This is a genomic window from Pseudomonas sp. GW822-FHT02E03 (genome assembly GCF_058802325.1).
Window position 1 is genome coordinate 47,979 of the sequence record NZ_JBXAOA010000014.1, and the last position, 23,426, is coordinate 71,404.

22 protein-coding genes and 2 pseudogenes are annotated in these 23,426 nt (G+C 51.5%); 6 read left to right on the plus strand and 18 right to left on the minus strand.

The window, feature by feature from the left end; genetic code table 11:
* Positions 1–59 precede the first annotated feature (59 nt).
* On the plus strand, positions 60–782 hold the full coding sequence (locus AC1RQB_RS13035; protein ID WP_063340345.1) for a pirin family protein: 723 nt from the start codon (positions 60–62) through the stop codon (positions 780–782).
* A gap of 164 nt (positions 783–946) precedes the next feature.
* Here AC1RQB_RS13035 and AC1RQB_RS13040 read toward each other — a convergent pair.
* Positions 947–2,161: pseudogene (locus tag AC1RQB_RS13040) on the minus strand (ABC transporter ATP-binding protein); the annotation flags it as partial.
* Here AC1RQB_RS13040 and AC1RQB_RS13045 point away from each other — a divergent pair.
* The 5 genes and pseudogenes from AC1RQB_RS13045 to AC1RQB_RS13065 all read left to right on the plus strand — a co-directional run.
* Positions 2,145–2,453: a hypothetical protein gene (locus tag AC1RQB_RS13045; protein ID WP_493094674.1), complete on the plus strand. Its 309-nt coding sequence runs from the start codon at positions 2,145–2,147 to the stop codon at positions 2,451–2,453. The pseudogene AC1RQB_RS13040 and the gene AC1RQB_RS13045 overlap by 17 nt on opposite strands.
* Positions 2,454–2,491: 38 nt before the next feature.
* Positions 2,492–3,160 carry a winged helix-turn-helix domain-containing protein gene (locus AC1RQB_RS13050; RefSeq protein ID WP_063340350.1) on the plus strand — a complete coding sequence of 223 codons (669 nt, stop codon included), beginning with the start codon at positions 2,492–2,494 and terminating at the stop codon, positions 3,158–3,160.
* Positions 3,161–3,649: 489 nt separating this feature from the next.
* Entirely contained in the window at positions 3,650–5,044 is a 1,395-nt protein-coding gene (locus AC1RQB_RS13055; protein WP_063340351.1) for an undecaprenyl-phosphate glucose phosphotransferase, read from the plus strand.
* Between the two features lie 242 nt (positions 5,045–5,286).
* A complete protein-coding gene (locus AC1RQB_RS13060) occupies positions 5,287–5,670 on the plus strand; it encodes a hypothetical protein (protein ID WP_198537173.1) in 384 nt (127 codons plus the stop codon).
* A 138-nt stretch (positions 5,671–5,808) separates the two neighbouring features.
* A pseudogene (locus AC1RQB_RS13065) lies at positions 5,809–6,075 on the plus strand (transposase); the annotation flags it as partial.
* A gap of 125 nt (positions 6,076–6,200) precedes the next feature.
* On the opposite strand, the gene AC1RQB_RS13070 reads toward AC1RQB_RS13065, so the two are convergent.
* From AC1RQB_RS13070 to AC1RQB_RS13150, 17 genes are all read right to left on the minus strand, one after another.
* Positions 6,201–6,965 carry an SGNH/GDSL hydrolase family protein gene (locus AC1RQB_RS13070; protein ID WP_081235182.1) on the minus strand — a complete coding sequence of 255 codons (765 nt, stop codon included), beginning with the start codon at positions 6,963–6,965 and terminating at the stop codon, positions 6,201–6,203.
* A gap of 200 nt (positions 6,966–7,165) precedes the next feature.
* Complete coding sequence (locus AC1RQB_RS13075; RefSeq protein ID WP_241824442.1) at positions 7,166–8,281, minus strand: acyltransferase family protein; 1,116 nt, start codon at positions 8,279–8,281, stop codon at positions 7,166–7,168.
* A 141-nt stretch (positions 8,282–8,422) separates the two neighbouring features.
* Positions 8,423–8,782 carry a VanZ family protein gene (locus AC1RQB_RS13080; RefSeq protein ID WP_063340352.1) on the minus strand — a complete coding sequence of 120 codons (360 nt, stop codon included), beginning with the start codon at positions 8,780–8,782 and terminating at the stop codon, positions 8,423–8,425.
* Positions 8,779–10,881, minus strand: coding sequence for a YjbH domain-containing protein (locus AC1RQB_RS13085; RefSeq protein WP_063340353.1), 2,103 nt, complete (start codon positions 10,879–10,881; stop codon positions 8,779–8,781). The genes AC1RQB_RS13080 and AC1RQB_RS13085 overlap by 4 nt, the downstream gene beginning before the upstream one ends.
* The gene (locus tag AC1RQB_RS13090) at positions 10,878–11,645 is read right to left on the minus strand and encodes a capsule biosynthesis GfcC family protein (protein WP_008074730.1); all 768 of its coding nucleotides are present in this window, start codon (positions 11,643–11,645) and stop codon (positions 10,878–10,880) included. Before AC1RQB_RS13090 ends, AC1RQB_RS13085 begins: the two co-directional genes overlap by 4 nt.
* Positions 11,642–12,301, minus strand: coding sequence for a YjbF family lipoprotein (locus tag AC1RQB_RS13095; protein ID WP_008074729.1), 660 nt, complete (start codon positions 12,299–12,301; stop codon positions 11,642–11,644). Before AC1RQB_RS13095 ends, AC1RQB_RS13090 begins: the two co-directional genes overlap by 4 nt.
* Positions 12,302–12,315: 14 nt before the next feature.
* Positions 12,316–13,428: a polysaccharide biosynthesis/export family protein gene (locus AC1RQB_RS13100; protein WP_198537174.1), complete on the minus strand. Its 1,113-nt coding sequence runs from the start codon at positions 13,426–13,428 to the stop codon at positions 12,316–12,318.
* Between the two features lie 87 nt (positions 13,429–13,515).
* On the minus strand, positions 13,516–13,788 hold the full coding sequence (locus tag AC1RQB_RS13105; protein ID WP_063340354.1) for a hypothetical protein: 273 nt from the start codon (positions 13,786–13,788) through the stop codon (positions 13,516–13,518).
* A gap of 426 nt (positions 13,789–14,214) precedes the next feature.
* On the minus strand, positions 14,215–14,754 hold the full coding sequence (gene rfbC, locus AC1RQB_RS13110; protein ID WP_063340355.1) for a dTDP-4-dehydrorhamnose 3,5-epimerase: 540 nt from the start codon (positions 14,752–14,754) through the stop codon (positions 14,215–14,217).
* A complete protein-coding gene (gene rfbA / locus AC1RQB_RS13115; RefSeq protein ID WP_063340356.1) occupies positions 14,751–15,629 on the minus strand; it encodes a glucose-1-phosphate thymidylyltransferase RfbA in 879 nt (292 codons plus the stop codon). Before rfbA ends, rfbC begins: the two co-directional genes overlap by 4 nt.
* A 45-nt stretch (positions 15,630–15,674) precedes the next feature.
* A complete protein-coding gene (gene rfbB, locus AC1RQB_RS13120; RefSeq protein WP_063340357.1) occupies positions 15,675–16,742 on the minus strand; it encodes a dTDP-glucose 4,6-dehydratase in 1,068 nt (355 codons plus the stop codon).
* Positions 16,739–17,866, minus strand: coding sequence for a DUF1972 domain-containing protein (locus tag AC1RQB_RS13125; protein ID WP_063340358.1), 1,128 nt, complete (start codon positions 17,864–17,866; stop codon positions 16,739–16,741). The genes rfbB and AC1RQB_RS13125 overlap by 4 nt, the downstream gene beginning before the upstream one ends.
* A 4-nt stretch (positions 17,867–17,870) precedes the next feature.
* Positions 17,871–18,890: a glycoside hydrolase family 99-like domain-containing protein gene (locus AC1RQB_RS13130; protein ID WP_081235183.1), complete on the minus strand. Its 1,020-nt coding sequence runs from the start codon at positions 18,888–18,890 to the stop codon at positions 17,871–17,873.
* 35 nt (positions 18,891–18,925) lie between these two features.
* Positions 18,926–20,038 carry a glycosyltransferase family 4 protein gene (locus AC1RQB_RS13135; RefSeq protein WP_081235184.1) on the minus strand — a complete coding sequence of 371 codons (1,113 nt, stop codon included), beginning with the start codon at positions 20,036–20,038 and terminating at the stop codon, positions 18,926–18,928.
* A 2-nt stretch (positions 20,039–20,040) separates the two neighbouring features.
* Positions 20,041–20,889: a glycosyltransferase family protein gene (locus AC1RQB_RS13140; protein ID WP_063340359.1), complete on the minus strand. Its 849-nt coding sequence runs from the start codon at positions 20,887–20,889 to the stop codon at positions 20,041–20,043.
* Positions 20,889–22,235: a hypothetical protein gene (locus tag AC1RQB_RS13145; RefSeq protein ID WP_207267276.1), complete on the minus strand. Its 1,347-nt coding sequence runs from the start codon at positions 22,233–22,235 to the stop codon at positions 20,889–20,891. Before AC1RQB_RS13145 ends, AC1RQB_RS13140 begins: the two co-directional genes overlap by 1 nt.
* The gene (locus tag AC1RQB_RS13150; protein WP_157893802.1) at positions 22,232–23,422 is read right to left on the minus strand and encodes a polysaccharide pyruvyl transferase family protein; all 1,191 of its coding nucleotides are present in this window, start codon (positions 23,420–23,422) and stop codon (positions 22,232–22,234) included. The genes AC1RQB_RS13145 and AC1RQB_RS13150 overlap by 4 nt, the downstream gene beginning before the upstream one ends.
* Positions 23,423–23,426 lie beyond the last annotated feature (4 nt).

Here is a 23,426-nt window from a genome sequence, read left to right on the forward strand (position 1 = left end):
GGTAAACATTAACCTTCTCCTCACTCGGACGAATTCACGTCCTGACAGGAGATTTCATCATGCTGACCCTTCGTAAAGCTTCGGATCGCGGCGCGGCCAATCACGGTTGGTTGAAGTCGTTCCATACCTTTTCTTTCGCCAACTACCGCAACCCACGGGAGCAGGGTTTTTCCGACCTGTTGGTGATCAACGACGACCGCGTGGCGGCTGGCAAAGGCTTTGGCCAGCACCCTCACCGCGACATGGAGATTTTTTCCTATGTGCTCGAAGGTGCCCTGGAACACAAGGACACTTTGGGCACCGGTTCGGTGATCCGCCCCGGTGACGTGCAATTGATGAGCGCTGGCAGTGGCGTGGCTCATAGCGAGTTCAACCACTCGACGAACAAACCGGTGCACTTTCTGCAAATCTGGATCGTGCCCGAGGTTAGCGGCGCCAAACCGCGTTATCAGCAAGAGCACTTCAGCACGCAGAAAAAACGCGGGCGCTTGCAGCTGATCATCTCCCCGGACGGCACCAACGGTTCGTTGAAAGTAAGGCAGGATGCGCGGGTATATGCCGGCCTGATCGACGGCAAGGAAAGCGCCACCCTGGAACTGGCCGCCGATCGTTACGCCTATGTGCATGTGGCGCGCGGCAGTGTCGAGTTGAACGGCGTGCAGTTGCAGGAAGGCGATGGTGTGCGGGTTCGGGAAGAGCAGGTGCTGACCTTGAGCAACGGCGTGGATGCCGAGGTGTTGGTGTTTGATTTGCGGCCGCAAGAGTTGCCGCAAATGCCATGAAGCCGGTGTTTCAATGCGCAAAAAAGCCTGCGGGCTAATGCTGGTCAGTTAAACGCAATCCCTGTGGGAGCGGGCTTGCTCGCGAAGGCGTCGGGTCAGCCAGCATCAATGTTGAATGACACACCGCTTTCGCGAGCAAGCCCGCTCCCACAGGGATTGACGCGCTACCGGTAACCACGAGCCTGCACGTTGAACAACTGCGCATACCGCCCGCCCGCCTCGACCAGGCTGTCGTGATCGCCTCGCTCAAGGATTGAACCCTGGTCCAGCACGATGATGTGATCGGCATTGCGCACGCTGGAGAACCGATGAGAAATCAGCAACGTCATGCGGCCTTCGGTGTGTTGACTGAAATGCTCGAACACCGCCGCTTCCGCCGCAGGGTCCAGGGCCGAGGTTGGCTCATCCAGAATCAAAATATCGGCGTCGCGGCGCATGTAAGCGCGAGACAAAGCGATTTTTTGCCACTGCCCACCAGACAACTCCTGCCCACCGGCAAACCATCGCCCTAATTGCGTGGCGTAACCGCGATCCAGGCGCTCGATAAAGGGCGCGGCCATGCCCTCGGCGGCTGCTTGCTGCCAGCGCGCTTCATCGTTGAACGCCAATGTATCGCCCACGCCGATGTTCTCGCCCACAGAGAACTGGTAGCGAATGTAGTCCTGGAAGATCACGCCGATGCGTCGTCTCAGCGCTTCTTCGTCCCAGGACTGCAAATCGCTGCCATCCAGCAAAATACGACCCTGATCGGGGCGATACAGCCGAGTCAGCAACTTGATCAGCGTGGTTTTGCCCGAGCCGTTCTCCCCCACCAGGGCAACGCTGTGTCCAGGCATCAGGTGCAGATCGATACCCTGCAAAGCGGTACGGCTCGCTCCCGGATAACGGAAACCGACGTTCTCGAAACGCAAACCATCGCCGGGCACCTCGCCCACGGTAAGGTTTCCGCTATCGGCAATAACCGGTTCGGCCAAATACTCGTAGAGGCTCGACAGGTAAAGGCCATCCTCGTAGAGACCGCTGATCGCGCTCAAACTGCTGCTCACGGCGGCCTGCCCCTGCTTGAACAGCACCAGGTACATGGTCATTTGCCCAAGGCTGATATTGCCGTGAACGGTATCGACCACGACCCAGGCGTAGGCCAGATAAAACGCCGCGGTGCCCAGCAGTCCCAGTACAAATCCCCAGCCATCACGGCGCAAAGTCAGGCGCCGGTCTTCGGCGTAGAGTCGCGCAAACGTGTCCCGATAACGCTGCAACAGCAGCGGCGCGAAACCAAACAGTTTCACCTCTTTGATGTAACCCTCATGGGAGAGCAGCGTCTCGATGTAATTCTGCTGCCGACTCTCCGGCGCCCGGCGCGTGAACAGCCGAATCGAGATCGCTTTCGATGGCTATGATTTAAGCGACGACAGCACCGAAAAACTGATCAGCCTGACGCTGTTCGATTACATAAAAGTGGACCTGACCAAATCCAACTTCGACATCATGGTCGAAAACAGCCAGGACTTTTTCAACCGGTCTTATGACTGTCTGAGCGGCATGATCCATGACAGCAAGATCAAATTCGTGGCGGACAGGGTGGAGCACAAAGCGCTACACACACTGGCTCGCAGCATGCCCTTCGACTTTTTTCAGGGGAGGTACTACTCGCCGACTGAGCTTATTTAAGTTTTGAAAACTTCACCAGACTAGGAAGGAACCTTATTGTGAATACGCCGAATAACAGCTTTCTGATTTTCACCCGGGATCAACTGGCACGACAAGCAATCGAATCGCTTCTCGCGCAACGCCTGTATTTATCTTTTGAAATCGAGTCAGGTAAACTCAGCAGCGAACGCATCCGAAAGAATCGATTCACGCACATCCTGCTCGACCAGGCGGACATATCGCTAAGCGATGTCAGTTTCATCCGTAAAAATCAAAAAGATGCGGAAATTATCCTCATAACACCCAACTCTGAATCTTCAGAACTCAATCACTTCTCGCACTTCGGTGTTGATGGCTTTCTCAAGAAGCCGGTGGCTGACGAAGAGTTCATCTCGGCAGTCAGTCGGGTTAAAGAGTCCCAGGGCAATCCTGATATCTGGTGGTTTAATGCCGACGATCGAACGCTGTTCAAAGAAGACATCACTATTCCATTGACCGGTACCGAATCGTTAATGCTCACTCAATTGGTCCTCAGCGATCGACGAGTACTCAGCAAAAATGATCTTATTCTACGCATTGATAAAGACCCGGACCAATATAGCGGACTTGAAATGTGCTTGAGCCGGTTACAGAAAAAGTTCAAAGCTGCGGCTAATGGCGAACGGCTGGTTCGCTCGGTCAGAAACCGTGGTTACTGCCTGGCACAGAGGATAAGAGTCGCCTACTGAGCGAAAGATCGCAAAAACAATAACAACAAACGCGATTCTCCGCCCCACTTGATACACCACCCACACCCACCACCTGCCTCTTCGCACTGCATACCCTGACTATCGCCATAAATTCTTCTATGGCGCACGCTCCGCTTTCCCCTCGCCCAGCCGGCAAACGTTTTTCGAATGCCGCAATTATATAGATGATTGAGCGATATCTTCCTAACAAAACAGCACGACCTTTTATAACAAGGCATCTAAAAGAGTGGCCGTTATAATTCGTCAGACACCCACGAAGATTTAGGTACTAGTATAAAACCAGACACTGAGACAACCGTATCAGCTGACTTTAAAACAAAGCTTGGATGGCCAGCCATAAGCCCCGTTATTCCCTTCTAATAATAAAAACATTTCCTGACTGACGCGCTCGCTCAGCCTTTGTGCGTGGCTGCCATTTATTAACCGTCGACTGATACACAACGTGGCGCAGGCCCGAGGGACACCGCGATGGTACATAATCGTATTAATCGAAATAACATAACCAAAGGACTGACCTTCTGGGGGCAATGGATAATTGCCATCACTTCGGTCAATACATTGTTATTTGGTCTGGCGTTGTACCAGACAGGAGAAATCGACGCCCATTATCGTGTGCTTGCAGTACTTACTTTCCTCGGTTCGGTCCCTTCCTACTCCCTGCTGCTGGTCTATCACAAGCAGCATAGCTACCTCAGCGGCTTGGCGCGTCTGCTACTGGGATGGCTGCTGCTGCTGGCCGGACTGACCAGTATTGGTTTTTTCAGCAAGACCAGCGAATTGTTCTCCCGGGAAATCATCGTGGTCTGGGCCACGGCAGGTTATTGCATTCAGGCCTTGCTGTACCTGCCATTGCACAGTTTTTCCAAGCACTACCAGCGGCAATTGCACAGCCAGTACAACACCCTGATTATCGGCACCGATCAACTGGCGGTGAATCTGGCAGACAAACTGACCAAAACCGAGTATCCGCCGCTGGTGGGCCTGATCAGCTCAAATCCCAACGAGCTATCGACCCAGGTCAATGCCCACCGGGTTCTGGGCCCATTGCAGGAACTGCGTGAGCTGATCCAGGTGCACGACGTCCGGCGGCTGTACATCGCGCTGCCCTTGAGCGAAGCCAAACAGGTCGAGGCGCTGTACATCGACCTGCTCGACGCCAATGTCGATGTGGTCTGGGTTCCCGACCTGGGCAGCATGACGTTGCTCAATCACTCCATCAGCGAACTGGACGGCCTGCCTGCCATCCACCTCAATGAAAGCCCGCTGACCAGTTACCCAACAGCAGCGCTGAGCAAGACCTTGCTGGACAGAAGCCTCGCCGCCCTCGCGCTGATCGGCTTCAGCCCGCTGCTTCTGGTGATCGCCGCCGCCGTGAAGATTTCTTCCCCGGGCCCGATCATCTTCAAACAGGAGCGGCACGGCTGGAACGGCAAGATCATCAAAGTCTGGAAGTTCCGCTCTATGCGCTTGCACGACGACCACCAGGTCCGCCAGGCCGGCCGTGAAGACCCACGCATTACTGCGGTCGGCCGCTTCATTCGACGCACCTCCATCGATGAACTGCCGCAGTTCTTCAACGTGCTGCAAGGCCATATGGCGCTGGTCGGGCCACGGCCCCATGCGGTCGCCCATAACGACTACTACACCGGCAAGATCCAGGCTTACATGGCCCGCCATCGAATCAAACCGGGCATCACCGGGCTGGCCCAGATCAGCGGCTGCCGTGGCGAAACCGAGACTCTCGACAAGATGCAGAAGCGTGTGGAGATCGACCTCAACTACATCAACAACTGGTCGTTGTGGCTCGACATCAAGATCCTGATCAAGACCCCTTTTACGCTGTTTTCCAAGGACATCTATTAATCCCCGCGACTCACCCCCCGCCTATTTTCTTCACCTTGCGGCTAACAACGCTGCAGCCTGGGCAGTCAGACCTCTGACTGCCCAGAGCCCCTCCATCTCATTTCATTTCTTTTTTTTGCCGCTGCCAAAGGCTGCGTTCGGACGAAGCAGTCGTGAATTTTGAGGCCAGTGATACAGGAGATTTTTCAGCGCTACCCAGTGTTTAAGCGATCCATAAACCCCACCTACCGTATGGCCGGGGTATGAAGTCAGGCATCCGAGTCGGATATATGCTCCACTTGAGTTCTTATCCCAAACAACCGGTCGGCGATCTGCCGACCTCGCTCCAGCCCTTCAGCTGTCAACCAAATCGATTTGTTCTTGTTCACCGGATCGCTGATGAAACCCTGTTCATGCAATCGGTTCATCGTCTCGAAGTCGAACCCTTTCAAGTATTGCCGTTATCGAAACTGAAGGCTGCCAACAGGGCAAGCACGGCTTCTTCAATCAGTTTATCGTCGTATTCCATGATTGTTGCTCCGGGTTTATGGCGCGCCTACCGTGAAAACGCCTTCGCCGGCAAGCCGGCTCCTACGGGATTCGTGTCGTTCACGGTGTCTGTAGGATCTTCTATTAAAACGCCATAACTTTTAGAGCTCCAGTATCAACATCCAATTCTGAACTACAGGTTCGACTGTATGACCATCTGAAAGTATCTGAACGAGCTCCATGAAAGACAGAACACCGCTTCCCTTACGATAAGGGATAGGCAAACGGTTATGTTTATGACTAGTGGGGAGCTTTTAGGCCGGGAGCGGCAACGCCGCTGGAACTCGAAGCAAAAAAATTGCCCTGGTTCGCGAGAGTCTTGAACCAGAGCAAAGTGTTTCGGTGGTGGCTCGGCGCAATGACACCAATGCCAACCAGCTGTTCCTGGGGTGCAGTTGTATCAGGACGGCAGCTTGTTGCGTCAGCGAACGGTGGTGGCTTCCGGGCGGTACGATGCGCTCAAGCAGATCCGTGAACTGCAACGGATGCTGGGCAAGAAGACGAGGACGATCAAGCGTGATTACGTGGCGCACATGTCACGACTTTTCGCGAGAAGCATATCGCCCCTCCCTTCGTCACACAAACCAGATTGACAATGACGCGACTATCAACATCCTCAAACGCCAAATTAATCACGCACTGAGGAGGCTGCCTGCTGATACAACAAAAATAAACGTTTAGCATATAAGCCATGCCCGTAATCATTCGGATGCCAGCGCACCCCATCAGATGAACCGGCACCATGGGCTAGTGGAAGAGCCGCGATATCGGCTACTGAAGAGTAAGGCACATGCTCTTCAGAGGAGACCGACGCCATAACTCTATCGACCTCCCCGGACCAGCCACTGTAACGCCCAAGGCCATTCTGACGAGACAAGGACCATGGGCCCACGGCAATGATACTCGGACGACTATCGAGTCGACGGAGAGCAGTAATTAACTTTCTGTAATTTTCTTCTAAATTACCAATTCCGCTTCTAATATCTTCGTGCTCACCTAGCTGAATAACCACAAGATTTGGGCGCGTATTAATTACAGAGTCCAATGCTCGGAGTCGCTGGTCAACTGTGCCACTTCCTCCTGCAGTGTGATAACAAACCACCGTCGGCTGCTCGCGGGCGTCACTAATTTCTCGGCTTAAAATACTTACATAATCATATTGCCTAGAGGATGCGGCCATACCACTTGTATGACTCCATCCTAAATTCTTCTTTGTAGTTTCATTGAAGCCATGCAAAGTAATACTGTCACCGACAAACAATATCCGGTAAGCCTTAACATTTTCAGTATCACATTGCGTAACAGCATCTAGTTGCGACAACGGTGCAGCCGCCAAGAAAGAGCAACCAAGGGCAAGAACACTCCCTACCAACACTCTCATTATAACTTTCATTTTTCACCTGCCGGGAGAGCAACTAACCATCCATCTTTCACCTTTAGCATTGCCAACGATTACCTAACGGTCCCGTGGTTGCGACCACTGGGGCATTCATATTCACCATTATTGCGCTGGGTTGTATCGGTGTGTATGCCTGAGGGTCATAGCATGAAGCGCCCGCACGGCTTGGATCGCAAGCCGTGCGGGGGAGGAATTTAGGCGGGTGTTTTTATGGCGGGCGCAGTGTCGGCTGTAGGTTTTGCGAGGCGCTTTTTAATCAGGGCGTTTAGCCGCGAGGTCACAGGCGTCTCTATCAAAGCATAGAAAATGCTGCCGGCCACAATGGCGATCAGAGCGCTGATGATTACCGAGATCGAGGGAATGATTAGGCCAATACGCTTTAGGATTTCCGGCGCCGCGGGCGAAAGCAGCGGGTGAAACAGATAGATGGCATAAGAGGCGGCTCCAAGAAAAACAAGTAATTTGGGTACAGTAACATTACAGGTTTTCTCGATGGACGCGCATCCGTATACCGTGAAAAGCGAGGCGATTCCGTAGAGTATTGTTCCGCCCCAATCAGTGGAGCGTGGTAGGAACAGATAAGCCAATGACAATATAACTAAGATAACGGCAATAGACTTAGGCATGTAAATACGCCTTTGAATAAGACGCGCGACCAGCATTCCCCATAGAAAATTAAGGACAATCGGGTCTGCATAGAATTGCATCGCCGGTGACCAGTTTTCTGTTTTAAAGAACGAGGCGACGGTCAATAAACCGAACAGCCCGGCGCACCAGCGTATGGCGCTCAACTTTAGCAGCAGGCAAAGGGTAAACACAGCGTAAAAGAACATTTCAAATAGCAGTGTCCAGCCTACGCCCAATAGCGGCTTGACCTCGTTGTCGATGTTTACTGAAGGAATAAAAAAATATGATTTAAATATATAGCCCCAGTCAATTTCGGCGTGCAGCACAAAGTGCGCGGCTGAGAGTAACACGAGCAGTTTTATGGTGGTGGCAACCCAGTACAGCGGAACGATACGGGCAATTCTCCGGGTGGCGAAGTGCTTCCAGCCATTGGCCGTTCCGTGCAGTTTTTCAGAGGCGAGAATCATGACGAAACCGCTGATCACAAAGAATAAGGAAACGCCATGGGTTCCGGGTTCGTACCTGAATGCGTCAGGATCTAGTCGTTCTTGCGCATAAAACGCGGAATGGCATAGGACGACGGCTAGCGCTGCGATAAAACGTAGCACCTGGATTAGATCGTATTTTTCTGATCTTTCCGGTGGGTCGTATGTTTCGCGCAGCATAGTTAATAAGTTCTTCATGAGGTCCATTTCCTAAAAACTCTGTTGTGATATCGATTTAGCGTCGCAGGCGTATTCGATGCCAGCCGTTGTCGCCAGTGAACGAACCGGTGTTGCCGACGGTACAACATGCCAGGAGACTGCTTAGTGCTTAAAGCCTTTTCAGCGCACCCAGTACCTTGAAATCAATAACCCCATCAACACGCCGATAGTATTTGCCAGCATGTCGTAGGGCGAAGCCGTGCGCAGCGGCATCAAACCTTGCGCGGCCTCGATGAGTACGCCGGTGAGCAAACACCCCACGGCTATCCAGTGAAATTTCACATTGGGAAAGGCCAGGCGGCAACTGCACGCAAATACCAGAAAGCCAATCCAGTGATGGAGCTTGTCTTCTTCGACAAACAGCTCCGGGATCGGCTGAGAGCGCAAACCCGCGAATAGCAGAATCACGGTCACCGCGGCAAAGACCAGGCCCCGGAGCCAGAATGGTAATTCGACCAAGCCCTTGAGCCACGTGATCATTCGGTAATTTTCTCGAAGTTGTTGTAGAACAGGTCGCTATCACGTCCGTCGGTCATGGTCTGCAGCGAGTAGGCACGATTCAGGCGTGCACCGCCATCGCGGGTCAGTGGCGCCCAGACGATGTTGGCCCGACGCATGGTGGAGGTACTCATCAGTTCGTCGAACGGGATGGAAACATAGATCCCTTTGTCGAAGCTGCCCTCGCCATACTCCTCCTTCGACGCGCTGGTCAGAGTGACCCAAGCGCCAAACTTCACACCGTTCTTGAACACCCGCGACAAGTCGACGGTGGTGCCCCAGTCCCGCGCCAGATAACGCCCGACACTGACCGCTGCAAGCATGTCATTGGGCAGCTCAGTATAGCTGGTGACATGGCCCGTCACGGTGTTGTAACCACGCAGACCGAAGCCCTGATCATAATCGCGCTGGCGCACGAAGTTCAGGTCAGCGCCCACCGACCAGCGTTTCCCCGCGGGTCGATACAGCACTTCGCTGCCAACGCCAGCGTACATGGATTCCAGATAGCCGCCGTAGACCATGCCATACAAGTCCTGATCCAGCTGTTTTGCATGGTTGAACTGGAACGTCGGCATCATCACATCGGAGGTGGTCATGTATTGACGCAAATCGGTGCGCACTCGCGGCAGCCCGCTCGGCGCATCGTAGGTGAACTTGTCGTAGTTGTTCAGCAGGTTGACACTGAGCAAGCCGCTCCACCAGGTATTGCGGGTGAAACGGTACTCTGCGTCGGCATCGGCAGTGAACTGATAAAGCAATCCATCAGGGCCGCCGATGTTCTGTTTGTAGCCCAGGCCGAGGCCATAGGTGAACGGTTCCAGCGCCTGGGTGTAGAGCGTGGTTTCCCGGTGCGCCATCGCCGGGTTGACCTCGGTCGTACGGTGCAAATCCTTCAGCGGCTGGTCATTGTTCACGACCGCGCGGAACGTTTCGCGCGGCACGCTGGTTTCTTCGATGGACATGTCATAACGCTGGTTCACCAGGGTGAACCAATCGATGTCCTGATTGACGCTGTTATCAAGAATCCGGCTGGCTCGCCCGACGGCTTTGGACGGATAAAAATAGCGAGACTGCTCGCCATAGACCATCAACTCGGAGCCACGCTGAGTGATGCGTTTCACCTTGTAGCCGGCATTTTGCTGTAGCCGGTCGGAGACATCGGCCCAATTGACCTGATCAGCCGGAGTCGACGGTGCCTGCACCGGCAATGGCTCGGCGGGAGGGTCATAGGTCTTGACCGGCGCCTTACGGCTGACAAAGTTGGTGTGCAGGGTGATGCCGAACATCGCCGTATTGCCACGTTCCCAGCCAGCACTCAGATCGACACTGTCCGCGAGTTTGTAGACCACGCCGATGTTGATCGGCAGGTCTTGCTTGATCGAGTTGTCCAGCGGTTCATTCTTGTAATCGTTGCCCTCGTACTCGAGCTTCAGGCTCAGCGGTGCCCACGGTGTTTGATAGGCGATCCCGCCAAACAACGAAGGGTGGCCCCTGAAGTAAGCATTGGTGTTCACGTCCCCTGCCCTCGCGACAGCCGCCGAGCTCTCTGGTCGGTCGTTGAACTTGCTGCCGAAGACCGCCAGCGGGTTGCTGAAATCCCCTCGATTACCCAGATAGCCCCAGGCAATGCCAAGGCTGAAATCCAGGTCGCCATAACGCTTGTTGGCGACGAAATACTCGCTGGAAAATAGCCCGGTACCGCCGATGTCCCGGGCACCGACGGCGACTTGCGGCGCCCAGCGAGTTTCTTCCCAAAGCCGCGCCTTGATGTCAATGGCCTTGTCTTTGAAGCTCTGGTCGCCGCTAAAATCCTCGGGACCGTAATTGCGGTTGGTGATCGCCGTGTAACGAAACGAGCCCTCCAGCCAATCGAGCGGCTGCAAGGAAAAACTGTAGCGCGAATAAGGGTCAGTACGACTGGCCGTGGCGCTCAACTCCCCCGCGGGGGCCATACGCGCGGTGGGGGTCTGTAACAGACCGACGCCACCAAAATCACTCTGGGTGTAGCGCGGTTCACCGTGAGCAAATCCGCAGGGCAGGAGCAATACAGCAGCAAAACGTAACTTAAAGGGGCACTTCAAGGGGCCACCTCAGCCAAGGGTTGAGTGGCGAGAAACTCGGCCAGTTGTTGATTGAGCTCGGGAGTCGGCACCTCAAGGTCGTCGTTCCTGATCGGCACCAGGATCTTGCTGCCAGGAGCAGCCACGACGCCCTCCTCACGGTTCCATGCCGCCACGCCCACACGCCGCACCTGGCCGTCGGGCTGAATCAGCCATAAATAATCGCGTTCGGCATCGTCGAGAATGTTGCAGTCCAGAGCATAAGCACGGACTTCCTGCAGGCCGCGGTAAGGCACATGACAGGGCTGCGCGACTGCCCCAAGGACTTCAACAGTGGACGGCCGCGCGGGATAAATAAGTCGGTCACCATCATCCAGCAAAGCGTTGCGGGCGAAGCCCACTTCCACGGCGATCGGGTCGAGCACCGCGACCTGACGACCGGTGACCGGCAGCCGCTCGATCTGCTCATACAGGCGCTTGCTCAAGTCTGCTCGCGTGCCCTTGCCATCCAGCAAGGCACCCCGTTGTAGTAACTTCAGATCGAACAAGACGCCGGCCTTCAAACGTGTTTGCTGATCCTCCAATGAGCGGTGCAGCCACGCAGCACCCAGCCAGTAACTTTCGGCGTTGGGTTGGGCCTCTCGAATGACGTCCATCAAACGTGCACCGGGTTTGACGTCGATGGGCCCGGGGCTGCGCACATCACCACTCACCGTGACGGCTGCCTGGCTCATGCCCGGACCAATCAAGAACAAACCCAGCAACAAAAGGTTCGGACACTTCAACGGGCAGCCCCCCGATCAGGGCGTAACTGCACGATTTTCAGGAACAATTGCGGCGTCAGGTGCTGCTCGCTGCGCAAGATGAAACCGTCCTGGGGGTCGACCCAGTAGCGGTTGGTGGCGTGGAAATTCAGGGTGGGTGCATCCACCTGCTCGTCGATGCGCAGCAAGGCGTAATCCTTGTCCAGAATGCTGATGGTCTCGATGCCATGGGTGCTGAAACGGCTGTCGACCGCAATGCCGATACGGTTGCCGTCATAGATGTCGATCCAGCGCGTGCTGGTATAGCCATCAGGCAAATGCTGAAGGCCGCGCTTGAACGGCGACTCTTCATTAAAGCGAGTGCCGTCAAGAGAAACGCCCAGCCCGACGGTGCGTACCACCAGACCGTCGCGCATCATCAATACTTGCTTGCCAGAAGCGACCCAGAACTGCAGGTCGCCCCGCCGGCGAGCCAAGGCCATCACCCCCTCGCTGGAGATGGTGGTGACCAGGATCTGCGGATACGGCACGGCGTCGACCTGAGCGCGGGTCAGGTTGATGGAGGCAGGTCCTGTGATGGAGGATTCCAGGGTGTGCCAGGAGGCCTTCATCAACGGGTTACACCCGCATAGCAAGAGCGCCATCGACAGACAGGCACAGGTAGGCAAAATTTTCACGGCGGGATAGAGCCTTATCTGCTGTTGGCTTCGCTGAGATTATTAACAGAGCTGGCGCCGGTCCCGAGGACTGCGGCCGTAGGCAGAAGCTGGCTGATCAGACGGTTCCAGCGCGTCACGCCGGCCGGGCCGACATAGACGATGTCTTGCGGCTGCAAGTCGAAACGAGTGGCCAGCACTAGGGCCGAAGGGGATTCGGCATCGAGCTGGAACACTTTGGCCGGTTCGGTTTCCAGGTTATCCGCACCGCGAATCACGTACACCGCGTTGCCATTGGAGGTGGTCTGGTTCAAGCCACCCACAGTGCCCAAGGCATCGGTCAGGTTGATCGATTTGCTCTTGAAGCTCAGCGCGCGAGGCTGGTTGACCTCACCCATGACATAGATTCGCTTTTGGTCGTTATAAGGCAAGTACAACCGGTCGCCACCCTTGAGGTAGACGCCCTGCAGCTCTGAGTCCCGCCGATTGAGGGTGTCCAGATCAAGCTTGTATTCGCGCCCGTCCCGGGTCAGCGTCAGGCCCGACAAGTCTGCGTTCAAAGGGTCCACCCCGGCCGCGCCAACGGCCTCCACCACACTCAACGGGGTAGTGGTGATCGGTTGCTGGCCGGCTTTGATCACCGCACCGGAAATCACCACGGTCTGGCTGGCGAAGCGCAGTACGCTGACGTCGACCTGAGGGCTTTCGACAAATTGCGACAAGCGCTCGGCGATAAAGGCTCGCAACTCTTCGATGGTTTTACCGGCGGCCGGAATATTACCGATATAGGGATAAAACAGCGTGCCGTCCGGGCGCACCAGACGACCGTTGGCATCGATTTGCTGTTGCGGCCCGGAAGGCGCCGTCAACTCGGGGTGATCCCAGACCGTGATAAACAACAGGTCATTGGCACCCACGCGATAACCGCCCGGAACATAGGACAACAACGCAGCGGGGACCGATTCGCGAACTTGCGTGGCCGCATCCATGGCAATCAATTTAGGGGTGATCGGAATAAGTTCCACTCGGCTACTCTCCGGAGAGCCGTCACTAACCATTTGACTGGTGTCCATGTGTTGACCAGGCGAAAACATACAGCCGTGCAAGCTGATACTTGCCAGCATAACAACAGATAATCTACGGATCATAATGGCACTACGCTAGTCGAGGGCAAATCTAAAACAAGATCACCCAGAAAGTTCTGAGTGATCTTGAACAACACACTTCGCGGGGTATTAGTTGGTACCAGTCGTACCACCGGTGCCGGTGGTGCCGCCTGTTCCGGAGGTACCACCATTGGAACTGCCACCGGAGTTTGAAGCGGCTACTGCAGCGCCGAGGATGGCCGCACCGACCACCATAGTTTCGGCGACCGTCACGCCCCCGACCAGCGGGGTGTTCAACGACAGTGGCTCGCTTTCGCTCACCGTCTTGCTCACTGGTTCATCCGCTGCCAACGCCGCGGTACTCATGACAGCCAGCAAGCCGGCCGTAAGTAGTTTCTTCATATCAGACTCCTTCTCGACATAAACTATGCATTAGATTTGATACTAGGGACCGGGAATGAACAGCAGGTGAATAGAACTGACACCCGTATATTGAACGAGACAGTTCATACACATTGCCTCCTTAGGAGGATGTCATTTATAGGCATTGCATGCCATATGCCGAGCCTTGTCACCTCATCCTCAAAAGCGCTTGCGCAGGGGCAGGACGCTTTGACGAAAAGGAGATTTTTCAAGGCGTTCACTACTCAATAAGACATTTTCGGCACAAACTCACGACCTTGAACACCTCGTGCCTGACGCCGATTGTTATTATTAGTCAGGATTTTCCCGAATTCTTATCCCGCAAAGTTCTATGTGATTGAATATTCAAGGCTCAATACATTGGTCATAAATAGTTAATGTTAACTATAGACCATTATTAATCCGTCATTCCCCACTCAACACCGTGCGCAAGCGCGGGTTGCGCAAGTCTTTTTCCGAGAGTACAGGCGACTCCAACGGCCAGGCAATGTCCAGCTCCGGGTCATTCCAGAGCAGACCACCCTCGTCCTCGGGGTAATACAGATCGGTGCATTTGTATTGAAAATCAGCGGTATCACTGAGCACACAGAAACCGTGGGCATAACCCGGCGGAACCCATAGCTGAAGATGGTTGTCGGAGGTCAACTTGACGCCCACATGTTCACCACAGGTGGGGGATTGGGGATTGATGTCCACAACTACGTCATACACCGCACCTTGGGTGACCCGCACCAACTTGCCTTGGGGCCGGGTCTTTTGAAAGTGCAAACCACGCAACACGCCATACTGCGAGCGCGAGTGATTGTCCTGGACGAAAGGCAATTCGATGCCGGCGTCGCGATAACGCTGCTGGTGGTAGCTCTCGAGAAAGAACCCGCGGGCATCGCCGAAGATTTTAGGCTCGATGATCAGTACACCAGGCAACCGGGTGTTGATGACATTCATTTCGCAGGCTCCGTATTCAGCACTCGTGCCAGATATTGGCCGTAACCGGTTTTGTGTAACGCGGTGGCTTGTTTATCCAGTTCCGCGGCCGACAACCAACCCTGGTGGTAGGCCACCTCCTCCAGACAAGCCACTTTCAAACCCTGACGCGCTTCGATGGTCTGGACGAAATGCCCGGCCTCCATCAACGAATCATGGGTCCCGGTGTCCAGCCAGGCAAAACCACGTCCCAACACACTGACGTGCAAATCCCCGCGCTGCAGATACGCGTTGTTCACGTCAGTGATTTCAAGCTCGCCGCGGATCGAAGGTTTGACTTGCTTGGCAATGCTCACCACATCGTTGTCGTAGAAATACAAGCCAGTGACGGCATGGTCGGACTTCGGATGTTTAGGCTTCTCTTCGATCGAGATCGCCTTGCCGTTATCGTCGAACTCGACAACGCCAAAACGGTCCGGATCGCTGACTCGATAACCGAAGACGGTGGCACCGGTCTGTCGTTGTGACGCTTCGCGCAACAAGGCGCTGAAGCCATAACCGTAAAAGATGTTGTCGCCCAGAATCAGCGCCACATTACTGTCGCCGATAAAATCCTCGCCGATCAGAAAAGCCTGGGCCAGACCATCGGGAGAAGGTTGTTCGGCATAACTGAGTTCAATGCCGAAAGAAGAGCCATCACCCAACAGATTCTGGAAGTTGGGCAAATCCTGCGGCGTGGAAATAATCAATATCTCGCGAATGCCCGCCAGCATTAATACCGACAGCGGATAATAAATCATCGGCTTGTCGTAGACCGGCAGCAGCTGTTTGGATACACCACGGGTAATAGGATGCAAGCGAGTGCCGGAGCCGCCCGCCAAAATGATGCCTTTCATATGAGGATTCCCTTCAGAGTTGAATAGAGGCAGGGGTTGAATGGTTTAACCGATATGGCCAAGACGCTCCGGGCGGTACTCACCGTTAAGGACTCGTTGCCACCACTCTTGATTATCCAGATACCACTGAACCGTTTTGAGTAGGCCGCTTTCAAAGGTTTCCTGTGGTCGCCAACCGAGCTCACGCTCGATCTTGCTCGCATCAATGGCGTAACGACGGTCATGCCCGGGGCGGTCGGTAACGAAGGTGATCAGTTCCTTGTATGAGCCCAGCTCTTCATCGCGGGGGCGCAGCTCATCGAGCAGTTCGCAGATGGTTTCCACCACTTGCAGGTTGCGCTTCTCGTTGTGCCCGCCAATGTTGTAGGTTTCGCCCACGGTACCGCGCGACACTACTTCGAACAGAGCTCGGGCATGGTCTTCGACAAACAGCCAATCGCGGATCTGCGACCCATCGCCATACACCGGCAGCGGTTCGCCATGGATGGCATTGAGAATCACATGGGGGATCAGCTTCTCGGGGAAGTGGAAAGGCCCGTAGTTGTTCGAACAGTTGGTGACCAGCACCGGCAGGCCATACGTGCGGTGCCAGGCGCGCACCAAGTGGTCGGAGCCGGCCTTGGATGCCGAGTACGGCGAGCTCGGCTCGTAGGGCGTGGTCTCGGTGAACAGGTCGTCGGTGCCTTCCAGGTCGCCATAGACTTCATCGGTGGAGATATGGTGGAAGCGAAAGCCCTGTTTCTGCTCCGCCGCCAGCCCTGACCAATAACGACGGCTGGCTTCCAGCATGCTGTAGGTGCCGACGATGTTGGTCTGGATGAAATCCGATGGGCTATCGATGGAACGGTCTACATGAGACTCGGCCGCCAGGTGCATCACCGCATCGGGTTGGAAACGCGCGAACAGTTCGTGCAACGCCGCCGTGTCGCAGATATCCACCTGCTGGAATTCATACCGGGGGCTGCCCGCCACCGACGCCAGGGATTCGGTATTGCCGGCGTAGGTGAGTTTGTCGATATTGAGCACGCTCACATCCGTGTTGTCGATCAGATGGCGAACGACGGCGGAGCCGATAAAACCGGCACCGCCGGTGACGATAATACGTTGGGTCACTTGCTGTACTCCCTGGGGTACCACTGGATCAGTAATTTTTCATATTGGGAAAGGATGTTTTCCCAAGTGAACTTTTCGTTGAAGCGGCGGGTGCTTTCAGCCTTCATCGCCGCGATCAAATGGTTGTGGTCGTCGCGCAGATACTTCTCGAACAACTTCGCACAGTCGTGCTCGTCGTCGAAATACACCGCCGCATCACCGGCAACCCAACGGTTGAAATGGTTGTTATGGGCAATCACCGAGCAGCCAGCGCCCAATGCCTCCACCAGCGAAGGGTTGGTGCCCCCTACCTGATGGCCATGGATGTAAAAGCGGCTGAAAAACCGCAGGGCCCGGACCACCGCCGCCTCATAGATGGCGCCGGGGAAGATCACTTCATCGCCGGCCGCGTCCATCACCCGCTTGTGGTACTCGTTCTTCTCTGGCGTGAAGTTGCCCAGCACCACCAACTTGTGGTTACGGCGCTTGCTGCTGAAAGCCTTGACGACCTGCAGAAAGGAGTTCTCCGGCTCCGGCCGGGCGATAACCACCGAGAAACCATGGGGCTCCAGCCCGTAACCGGCCAGGGCGGCCGAGTCCGCCTCGTTCACCCGGTCCCCGCCATAGGGGATCATGGTGACCTTCGAATCCTTGACCCGGGTGACCAGGTGATCCTTGATTTTCGGGTGGTCGGCCACCAGGTGGTTGCCGATCCAGCACCCCGCCCGCTCGTTCAGCCAGAACCACGTTTTCGCCACGAGCCCCCACTTCTCCCGCCGCCATTCGATGCCATCCATATTGATGACATTGGTCTGGCCCTTGATCCGCTGCAGAATATTGAACGCCGCCGTGTTGTAGCCAAGGGTTAGAAACAATCCCTTCTGGCCCAGCGCATGGACGGTGGCCTTCCAGTCGAAAAACACCGTGCCCGCCACGCCTGTATTGGTGATCGGGATATGAATCCGATGAACACCCTTCCATTCACTGGTCGATATACCGCCGGAACCCTCTTCCTGGCAGTAGACAGTGACTTTCCAGCCCTGCTTGACCAGGTAAAGAGAGAGCTTTTCGGCGAAGGTTTCGAAACCGCCATGTTTAGCGGGGATCCCACGAATGCCGAGGATATAGAGGTTCTTGGAAATCATACGCTCAGTTATTCTCTCTTAAGATTTTATTAATAAGTTGCAAGTACTCAGTACCGAACTTCTTGCTAGGCTCTATAACAGAGCCTTCGCCGTATTCGTTCCAACAGCAAATAACTATATTCCCAAGAGTTTTTTGTGGATTATCCGTAACATATTTTTTTGCTGACTGTAACTGTTCTGAAAATTGTTGTGGCGTACTGGATGAATTATCGTGATCTGGTATTGTGCTGCCACCCCACGGACGCTTATCCCAACCTGAAGTCACAGGAATGAAGTAAGGAATATCACTATTATCAAGAACCCAATCCCATTTTTGCTGATATCCAACGGTTAGTTCTTTATAGTTCATGGACAGTCTTGTGTTCTTGATTTCCCCGCGCGACAAATCTTGATAGTTATATGCCGATAATGCGTTATATCCAGAGCTTTCCAGATCCCTTGGGGAGTGACCTTTACTAGGGTTTACACTACCAATAAAATAGATGCCTCCAAAACCGGCTTTTTCAGATGCATGGTTAGCACGCTCCAATAACATTGAAGTGGTATAGCCAAAACGACGAGCATCGGAGGCAAAGCGCTCTGGCGAAAATATGAAGACAGCAGGTTTTCCATCAACCTTCTTATAGTTGCGATGGGTGAAATAGTGTTCTACCCAATAAGCCACTATTTCATCAAACTGATCCAGGCTGGCTGGGGTATTTGTATGGTTAGCCCACATAACCATAAATTCCATTTTATCTTGAGGTAATGCCATGAACGCATTGATGGCATGCGTTCTAGTAACACCATGAGTATTATCCCAATACCAATCATAGAGTACATAGTCTATTCCGTAGTCACTCATCCATTGCACATGCTGTGCCGTGACTTTTCGGGAGCTTTCTTTATACCACCCGAGCAAAGGCTCTCTGTCCGGGTAAGGTTTGATTTTCGCCCATGGATCTGTGTGCGGTTGGTTCCAGCCAGGGTAATAAAATACTCCAACGTCAATTTTAGCCGCAGCATTAGAGCAACTAGAGAACATAATGAATAGTAGAAGAAATACAGTTCTCAAGGCATCTAGTCCTTATTAGTTCTTCCCAGCACAGTTTTTGCAATATTTTCGGCGTATTGGGTTAAGGAAAATTTTGCTCGATATGTTTTTAGCGCTTCGACTGATAACTCCCGATAATTGTAACTACTCGGCGGCGGAAGATTTTTCAGTACGTGGGATAGCGCTGTGCAACTATTCGGCTCGAATACAAAACCATTCTTATCCTGGGATACAATTTCGACCAAACCACCGTGCCCTGCAGCTATGACAGGTAAACCCATAGAGAATGCTTCGATAGCCACCCTGCCAAAGGGTTCAGGCTTGATAGAGGGTACAACTACATAATCAGCCCACGTGTAGTGTTCCGTCGGATCAGTGGCAAATGGAATCAAACTAACAATTCCATTTAATTCAGAGCCTTTGATTCTCTGATACAGTTCAGTCTCAAGATACTCATAGCCTTCGAATGCGCTTCCAACTATGCGCACATCTAAATTAGACAACTGCTCTGGCGCAAGAGAACTTAACGAATCCAGAAAGAATGCCTGTCCTTTCCAAGTATTTATGCGGCCAATTAATAGAATTTTTGTTTTCTGAGTTGCCTGAGAGGCCATCGGAGGCGATGATATTTCTTCCACCCCGTTGTAAATCACATCTCCTTTTAGGTTAAATGCGTTTTTAGTCGCCTGAGAGTTAAAAATCAATCTTGCACCAGACAGTTTTAGCAGTGCTTTGAAAATAAAAATTGATTTGCTTCCTGGAATCTCTCTCACATGACAAAAAAAAGTCTTTTTAGATCCTCGATAAAGCGAGGCGGATATGAGTGCCGAAAACATTACGGTGGTATTGATATATACAATGTCATGTATTTTGTATGACAGGTAGTAGTGCTTCACCGCAGATAACATTTCCCATAGATATCGCAAAGGACGACGGAAATTTTTTTTTCGCAATACACCGAATGGATAGTAGGAAACTGTAGATCCGCTTTTCTCCAAAAGTGGTGCCAGATCTCCGGGAGAAGGAACTATAGAGTGAGTAGCAACATGGCGAGCCAATGCTTCGACAGCACTTAAAAAACTTCTATCCGACCCATAAAGCTCTGAACCCTGATGGAGACAAAGAATCTTGACAGTCATAATTATTTTGCCTTGGCCATAATTGATCGGATGGTATTCAACAACAAAATGTAGCTCAGGTTTCTTGTTGTAATAACTCTCTTGGACACGAATGCAAGCACGTAAAGCGAAATTTTAATCCGATGAAATTTCACATCATCAAATACGTAAACCTTGGATAAGATCAGATTTGTCAGCCTTCTTTTCAAAGAGTTGAAGTCTGATAAATTATCGCGCAACGCTGACTCATGCTCCAACGTTGTATTAAGGATAAAAAGAACATCATATATTCTTGCGTACGACAGGAAGAACTTGGTATCCACTCCGTAGAAACTTAACCTCTCGTCGAACTTTAGTTCTTCGACTATGCTTTTGGACAAAACAGTCCCACTCATCATTGCTACTAGGTTAGATGACTTTACAATCCCAACATCTACATCAGATTCTTTGAGAGCGTGTCCTCGAACCCCTGAAATCCGCCCTGGAGAAATCAAATCACCATTGTGCTTTATAAGTGGGATAGCTACCTTTACATTTGACTCGAAAAAGGGAAGCAAACTCAATAGGTAGGAATTATCTATAACCGAATCATCATCCAATATTATGTAGTAATCACATTCACCATTATCTTTAATAAGCTCATTGTAAACTGTGGAAAGCTTTTTGTTTTCTCCGCTATGATAATAATTAACGTGCCCCAACATCCCTTGGATTGAGCTTAGATCGAATCCGCTCAGCGAATTATCCTGAATGCAGTAAGTAGCATCAATTCCATACTTAGAAAAATCCACATTACTCAATGATCGTAGAGTTTTTGAATTTTCCGGCTCAGTCGAGTACAAAACAACGATGAAATTTATTCTAGTATTCATTAATGGCGCACCTCATAGGAAGTTGGGTTTGCCACCCTGAATGGCAGGTTATTCTTTAAATAATGCTCCTTACGCTCTGTGGACAAATGGTTATACGAGAGAAGGAACACAATTAAAAAATAGTACATAGAGCCAGAAATGTGTTGAAAACTGCACACAAACAAAAATAACGAGAACTGTAAAAGCGTATAGATCCCAAAGCGTTTTTGCTCGAGACTAGGATTTTTCCGAAAAAAACTCATTTTAAATAATGTGTAATACAACAGTAAGGAGAACCCCCCCAACTCCAAAATAGTATATATATAAAAAGAATCGAATGATCTAGGGTAACTACCCAAGCCTCCTCCTAACAACGTCAAATTAGAAAAGAAAGTATTGTACTGAGCTATTCGTCCAAGTGAGGATGCGTCTTTAACTCCGACGTTAGAAGACAGAAAAACAAATAGCCCCGCTACCATAGAGACAGATGCACCAATAGCCACCGCCTGTTTAGCTTTCCCTGACTTCACTAATTTCAATGAGTATATAAATAGAAGTGCAATGCCTACCATCAAGAAACTGGTTCGCACTTGCGTTATATAGGAGAACACAATATACGCAACAAGAAGCATACCATCCAAGAAAACCCGTCTGGACTTCTTAAAAATAAGAATATTACAAATTAAATGTATCGCTATGAACCCATATATGTATGCAGCTATCAACGCAGAAACTAAAAAACCAGCAGCTCTTAGATTGCCCTCACGGACCATCTGGTAAGCAAGTTGAGCTTCATTATAATCACTGTTCACCTCCATTTTTGAATTAAGAAGAGATTGATATCTCCATATACTTTCGAAGTTCCCACTGAAGGTCATATACTCATAGACGGAGTACATACCGTTAAATAACGTAATAAGCACCAGAACCTTAAATACATGTTCAAACCTTACCCCCTTAATCCCCCCAGCCTCAATCAACACTACCGAAAAGATAATTGGAAGAAAAGCACTTCTGAAGTCAATGTAAATACTCTTTGGATTGTATCCTTTGCTCAGACCAATGATTGCAGCAATCGCAACGAGTAAAGCACATGCAAATAAAGGCTTGATTGCCTTTGCTCTCATACGACCATGCAGAAATATTTTAAGCAGTGCGGATAATAGAAAAAACTCCGTACCCAACTTATAAACAATAACGTCTGATCCGAAGGCCAAACCCAAGTAGTAATTAACGTAGTCGTAGAAAAATATATAAGTAACATAAAATGACAAAAATAGTTTCTTGTTTGCTGTTTTCTCTGAATGGATTAGCGCGGAGGCAGCAAAAAACATTAGCAGAAAAAAAAATTCTGCAGCAATGTTCATGACGTCAGTTCCGATATAAACTCTGTCACTAGGTCTTTTTGTGGGCGGGTGTGTTCCAATATAGATTGCTTTGTAATACCTGATACTTTATCAAAGGCTACAGAGATGTCCTTTGCATGATATTGAGTAGTGAGACCTGGAGCCCCCCACGTTTTAATATACTCTTCTAACTTTTTTATTTGTTTATTGAAGGTTATATAGGGAACACCAAAACTCAACGATGTAATCGTACCGTGCAGACTTGTTCCAATATACATTGAGGACTTCGAAATCAGCATCATTATTTCATAAACATCTATAACCGGCTCGATCAGAACAACTCTAGCCTTATGTTTTCCAATTAATGCATTACGTATAGTCTTCAACGGCAACAGGTCTTCGTGACCTAACGCGTGTCCAATTGGGCAAAGAACCAAATCAAAACTACTTTTTGACAAAACGGAATCTAAATTTGATATAACTTCGCTTAGATCGTCGGTCTTTTCACATCCCACTTGGAAAAATATATAGTCGTTCTGAATAGATTTATAATGACTAAATGAGTGTTTCCTCTGTTCCATTTCTTCAGATAATAATCTTTCCATGAGAATGGCTGAGTCAGGAACCAATTTCAGCGAAGGTAAATCTCCCTTTTCCGATAGTATGCTAAATGTTTTACGGTCTCTAACACCTATAGCTTTATGGCTCCGTATCTTCTTCTTCAGGAGTCTTCGCTTAGTATCTGTCCACGACGCAATTGCAGCACCACCGACACAGTTCAAAGAGATGTCAATATCCATATTCAACTCTGAAGAGCTAAATGAGAATGGCAAATCGGTAGCACCACCGCATAGGTGCTTCGCTATTTTTGACACGAGCATAGTTCTTCTATCAACCGCTCTAACCAACTTATACTTGTAGACCTTATTAAATGTCGGACTCAAATACGAGTAAAGGTCCGCCCAACTAGTGCAGAGTGACTCCCCGCCCGCGATAATTACATGATCACCGCTTTTGGTCTGTTGGTAAAAGTCCTTAATTGATCTGGTCGGCTTTCCGCTATATTGGGATAGATCGCTATCAATTAAACCATAGTAATTTACTATGGTTCCGGATTCAGATTGCAGCGCTTTTTCCAGAATAAGCGGAAACAAAAGGTCTCCGTAGTTGTATCTGTCAAAGGGTCCTACGATTTGATATTGCTTCATGGGC

Bases quoted from the DNA above. Each gene is read 5' to 3' on its own strand.
- AC1RQB_RS13135 (WP_081235184.1), bottom strand. From the start codon at position 20,038: ATGACTGTCAAGATTCTTTGTCTCCATCAGGGTTCAGAGCTTTATGGG.
- AC1RQB_RS13130 (WP_081235183.1), bottom strand. From the start codon at position 18,890: ATGTTCTCTAGTTGCTCTAATGCTGCGGCTAAAATTGACGTTGGAGTA.
- AC1RQB_RS13125 (WP_063340358.1), bottom strand. From the start codon at position 17,866: ATGATTTCCAAGAACCTCTATATCCTCGGCATTCGTGGGATCCCCGCT.
- AC1RQB_RS13070 (WP_081235182.1), bottom strand. From the start codon at position 6,965: ATGAAAGTTATAATGAGAGTGTTGGTAGGGAGTGTTCTTGCCCTTGGT.
- AC1RQB_RS13140 (WP_063340359.1), bottom strand. From the start codon at position 20,889: ATGAATACTAGAATAAATTTCATCGTTGTTTTGTACTCGACTGAGCCG.
- rfbA (WP_063340356.1), bottom strand. From the start codon at position 15,629: ATGAAAGGCATCATTTTGGCGGGCGGCTCCGGCACTCGCTTGCATCCT.
- AC1RQB_RS13055 (WP_063340351.1), top strand. From the start codon at position 3,650: ATGGTACATAATCGTATTAATCGAAATAACATAACCAAAGGACTGACC.
- AC1RQB_RS13105 (WP_063340354.1), bottom strand. From the start codon at position 13,788: ATGAAGAAACTACTTACGGCCGGCTTGCTGGCTGTCATGAGTACCGCG.
- AC1RQB_RS13035 (WP_063340345.1), top strand. From the start codon at position 60: ATGCTGACCCTTCGTAAAGCTTCGGATCGCGGCGCGGCCAATCACGGT.
- AC1RQB_RS13075 (WP_241824442.1), bottom strand. From the start codon at position 8,281: ATGAAGAACTTATTAACTATGCTGCGCGAAACATACGACCCACCGGAA.
- AC1RQB_RS13150 (WP_157893802.1), bottom strand. From the start codon at position 23,422: ATGAAGCAATATCAAATCGTAGGACCCTTTGACAGATACAACTACGGA.
- AC1RQB_RS13100 (WP_198537174.1), bottom strand. From the start codon at position 13,428: ATGATCCGTAGATTATCTGTTGTTATGCTGGCAAGTATCAGCTTGCAC.
- AC1RQB_RS13060 (WP_198537173.1), top strand. From the start codon at position 5,287: ATGAAGTCAGGCATCCGAGTCGGATATATGCTCCACTTGAGTTCTTAT.
- AC1RQB_RS13145 (WP_207267276.1), bottom strand. From the start codon at position 22,235: ATGAACATTGCTGCAGAATTTTTTTTTCTGCTAATGTTTTTTGCTGCC.
- rfbC (WP_063340355.1), bottom strand. From the start codon at position 14,754: ATGAATGTCATCAACACCCGGTTGCCTGGTGTACTGATCATCGAGCCT.
- AC1RQB_RS13080 (WP_063340352.1), bottom strand. From the start codon at position 8,782: ATGATCACGTGGCTCAAGGGCTTGGTCGAATTACCATTCTGGCTCCGG.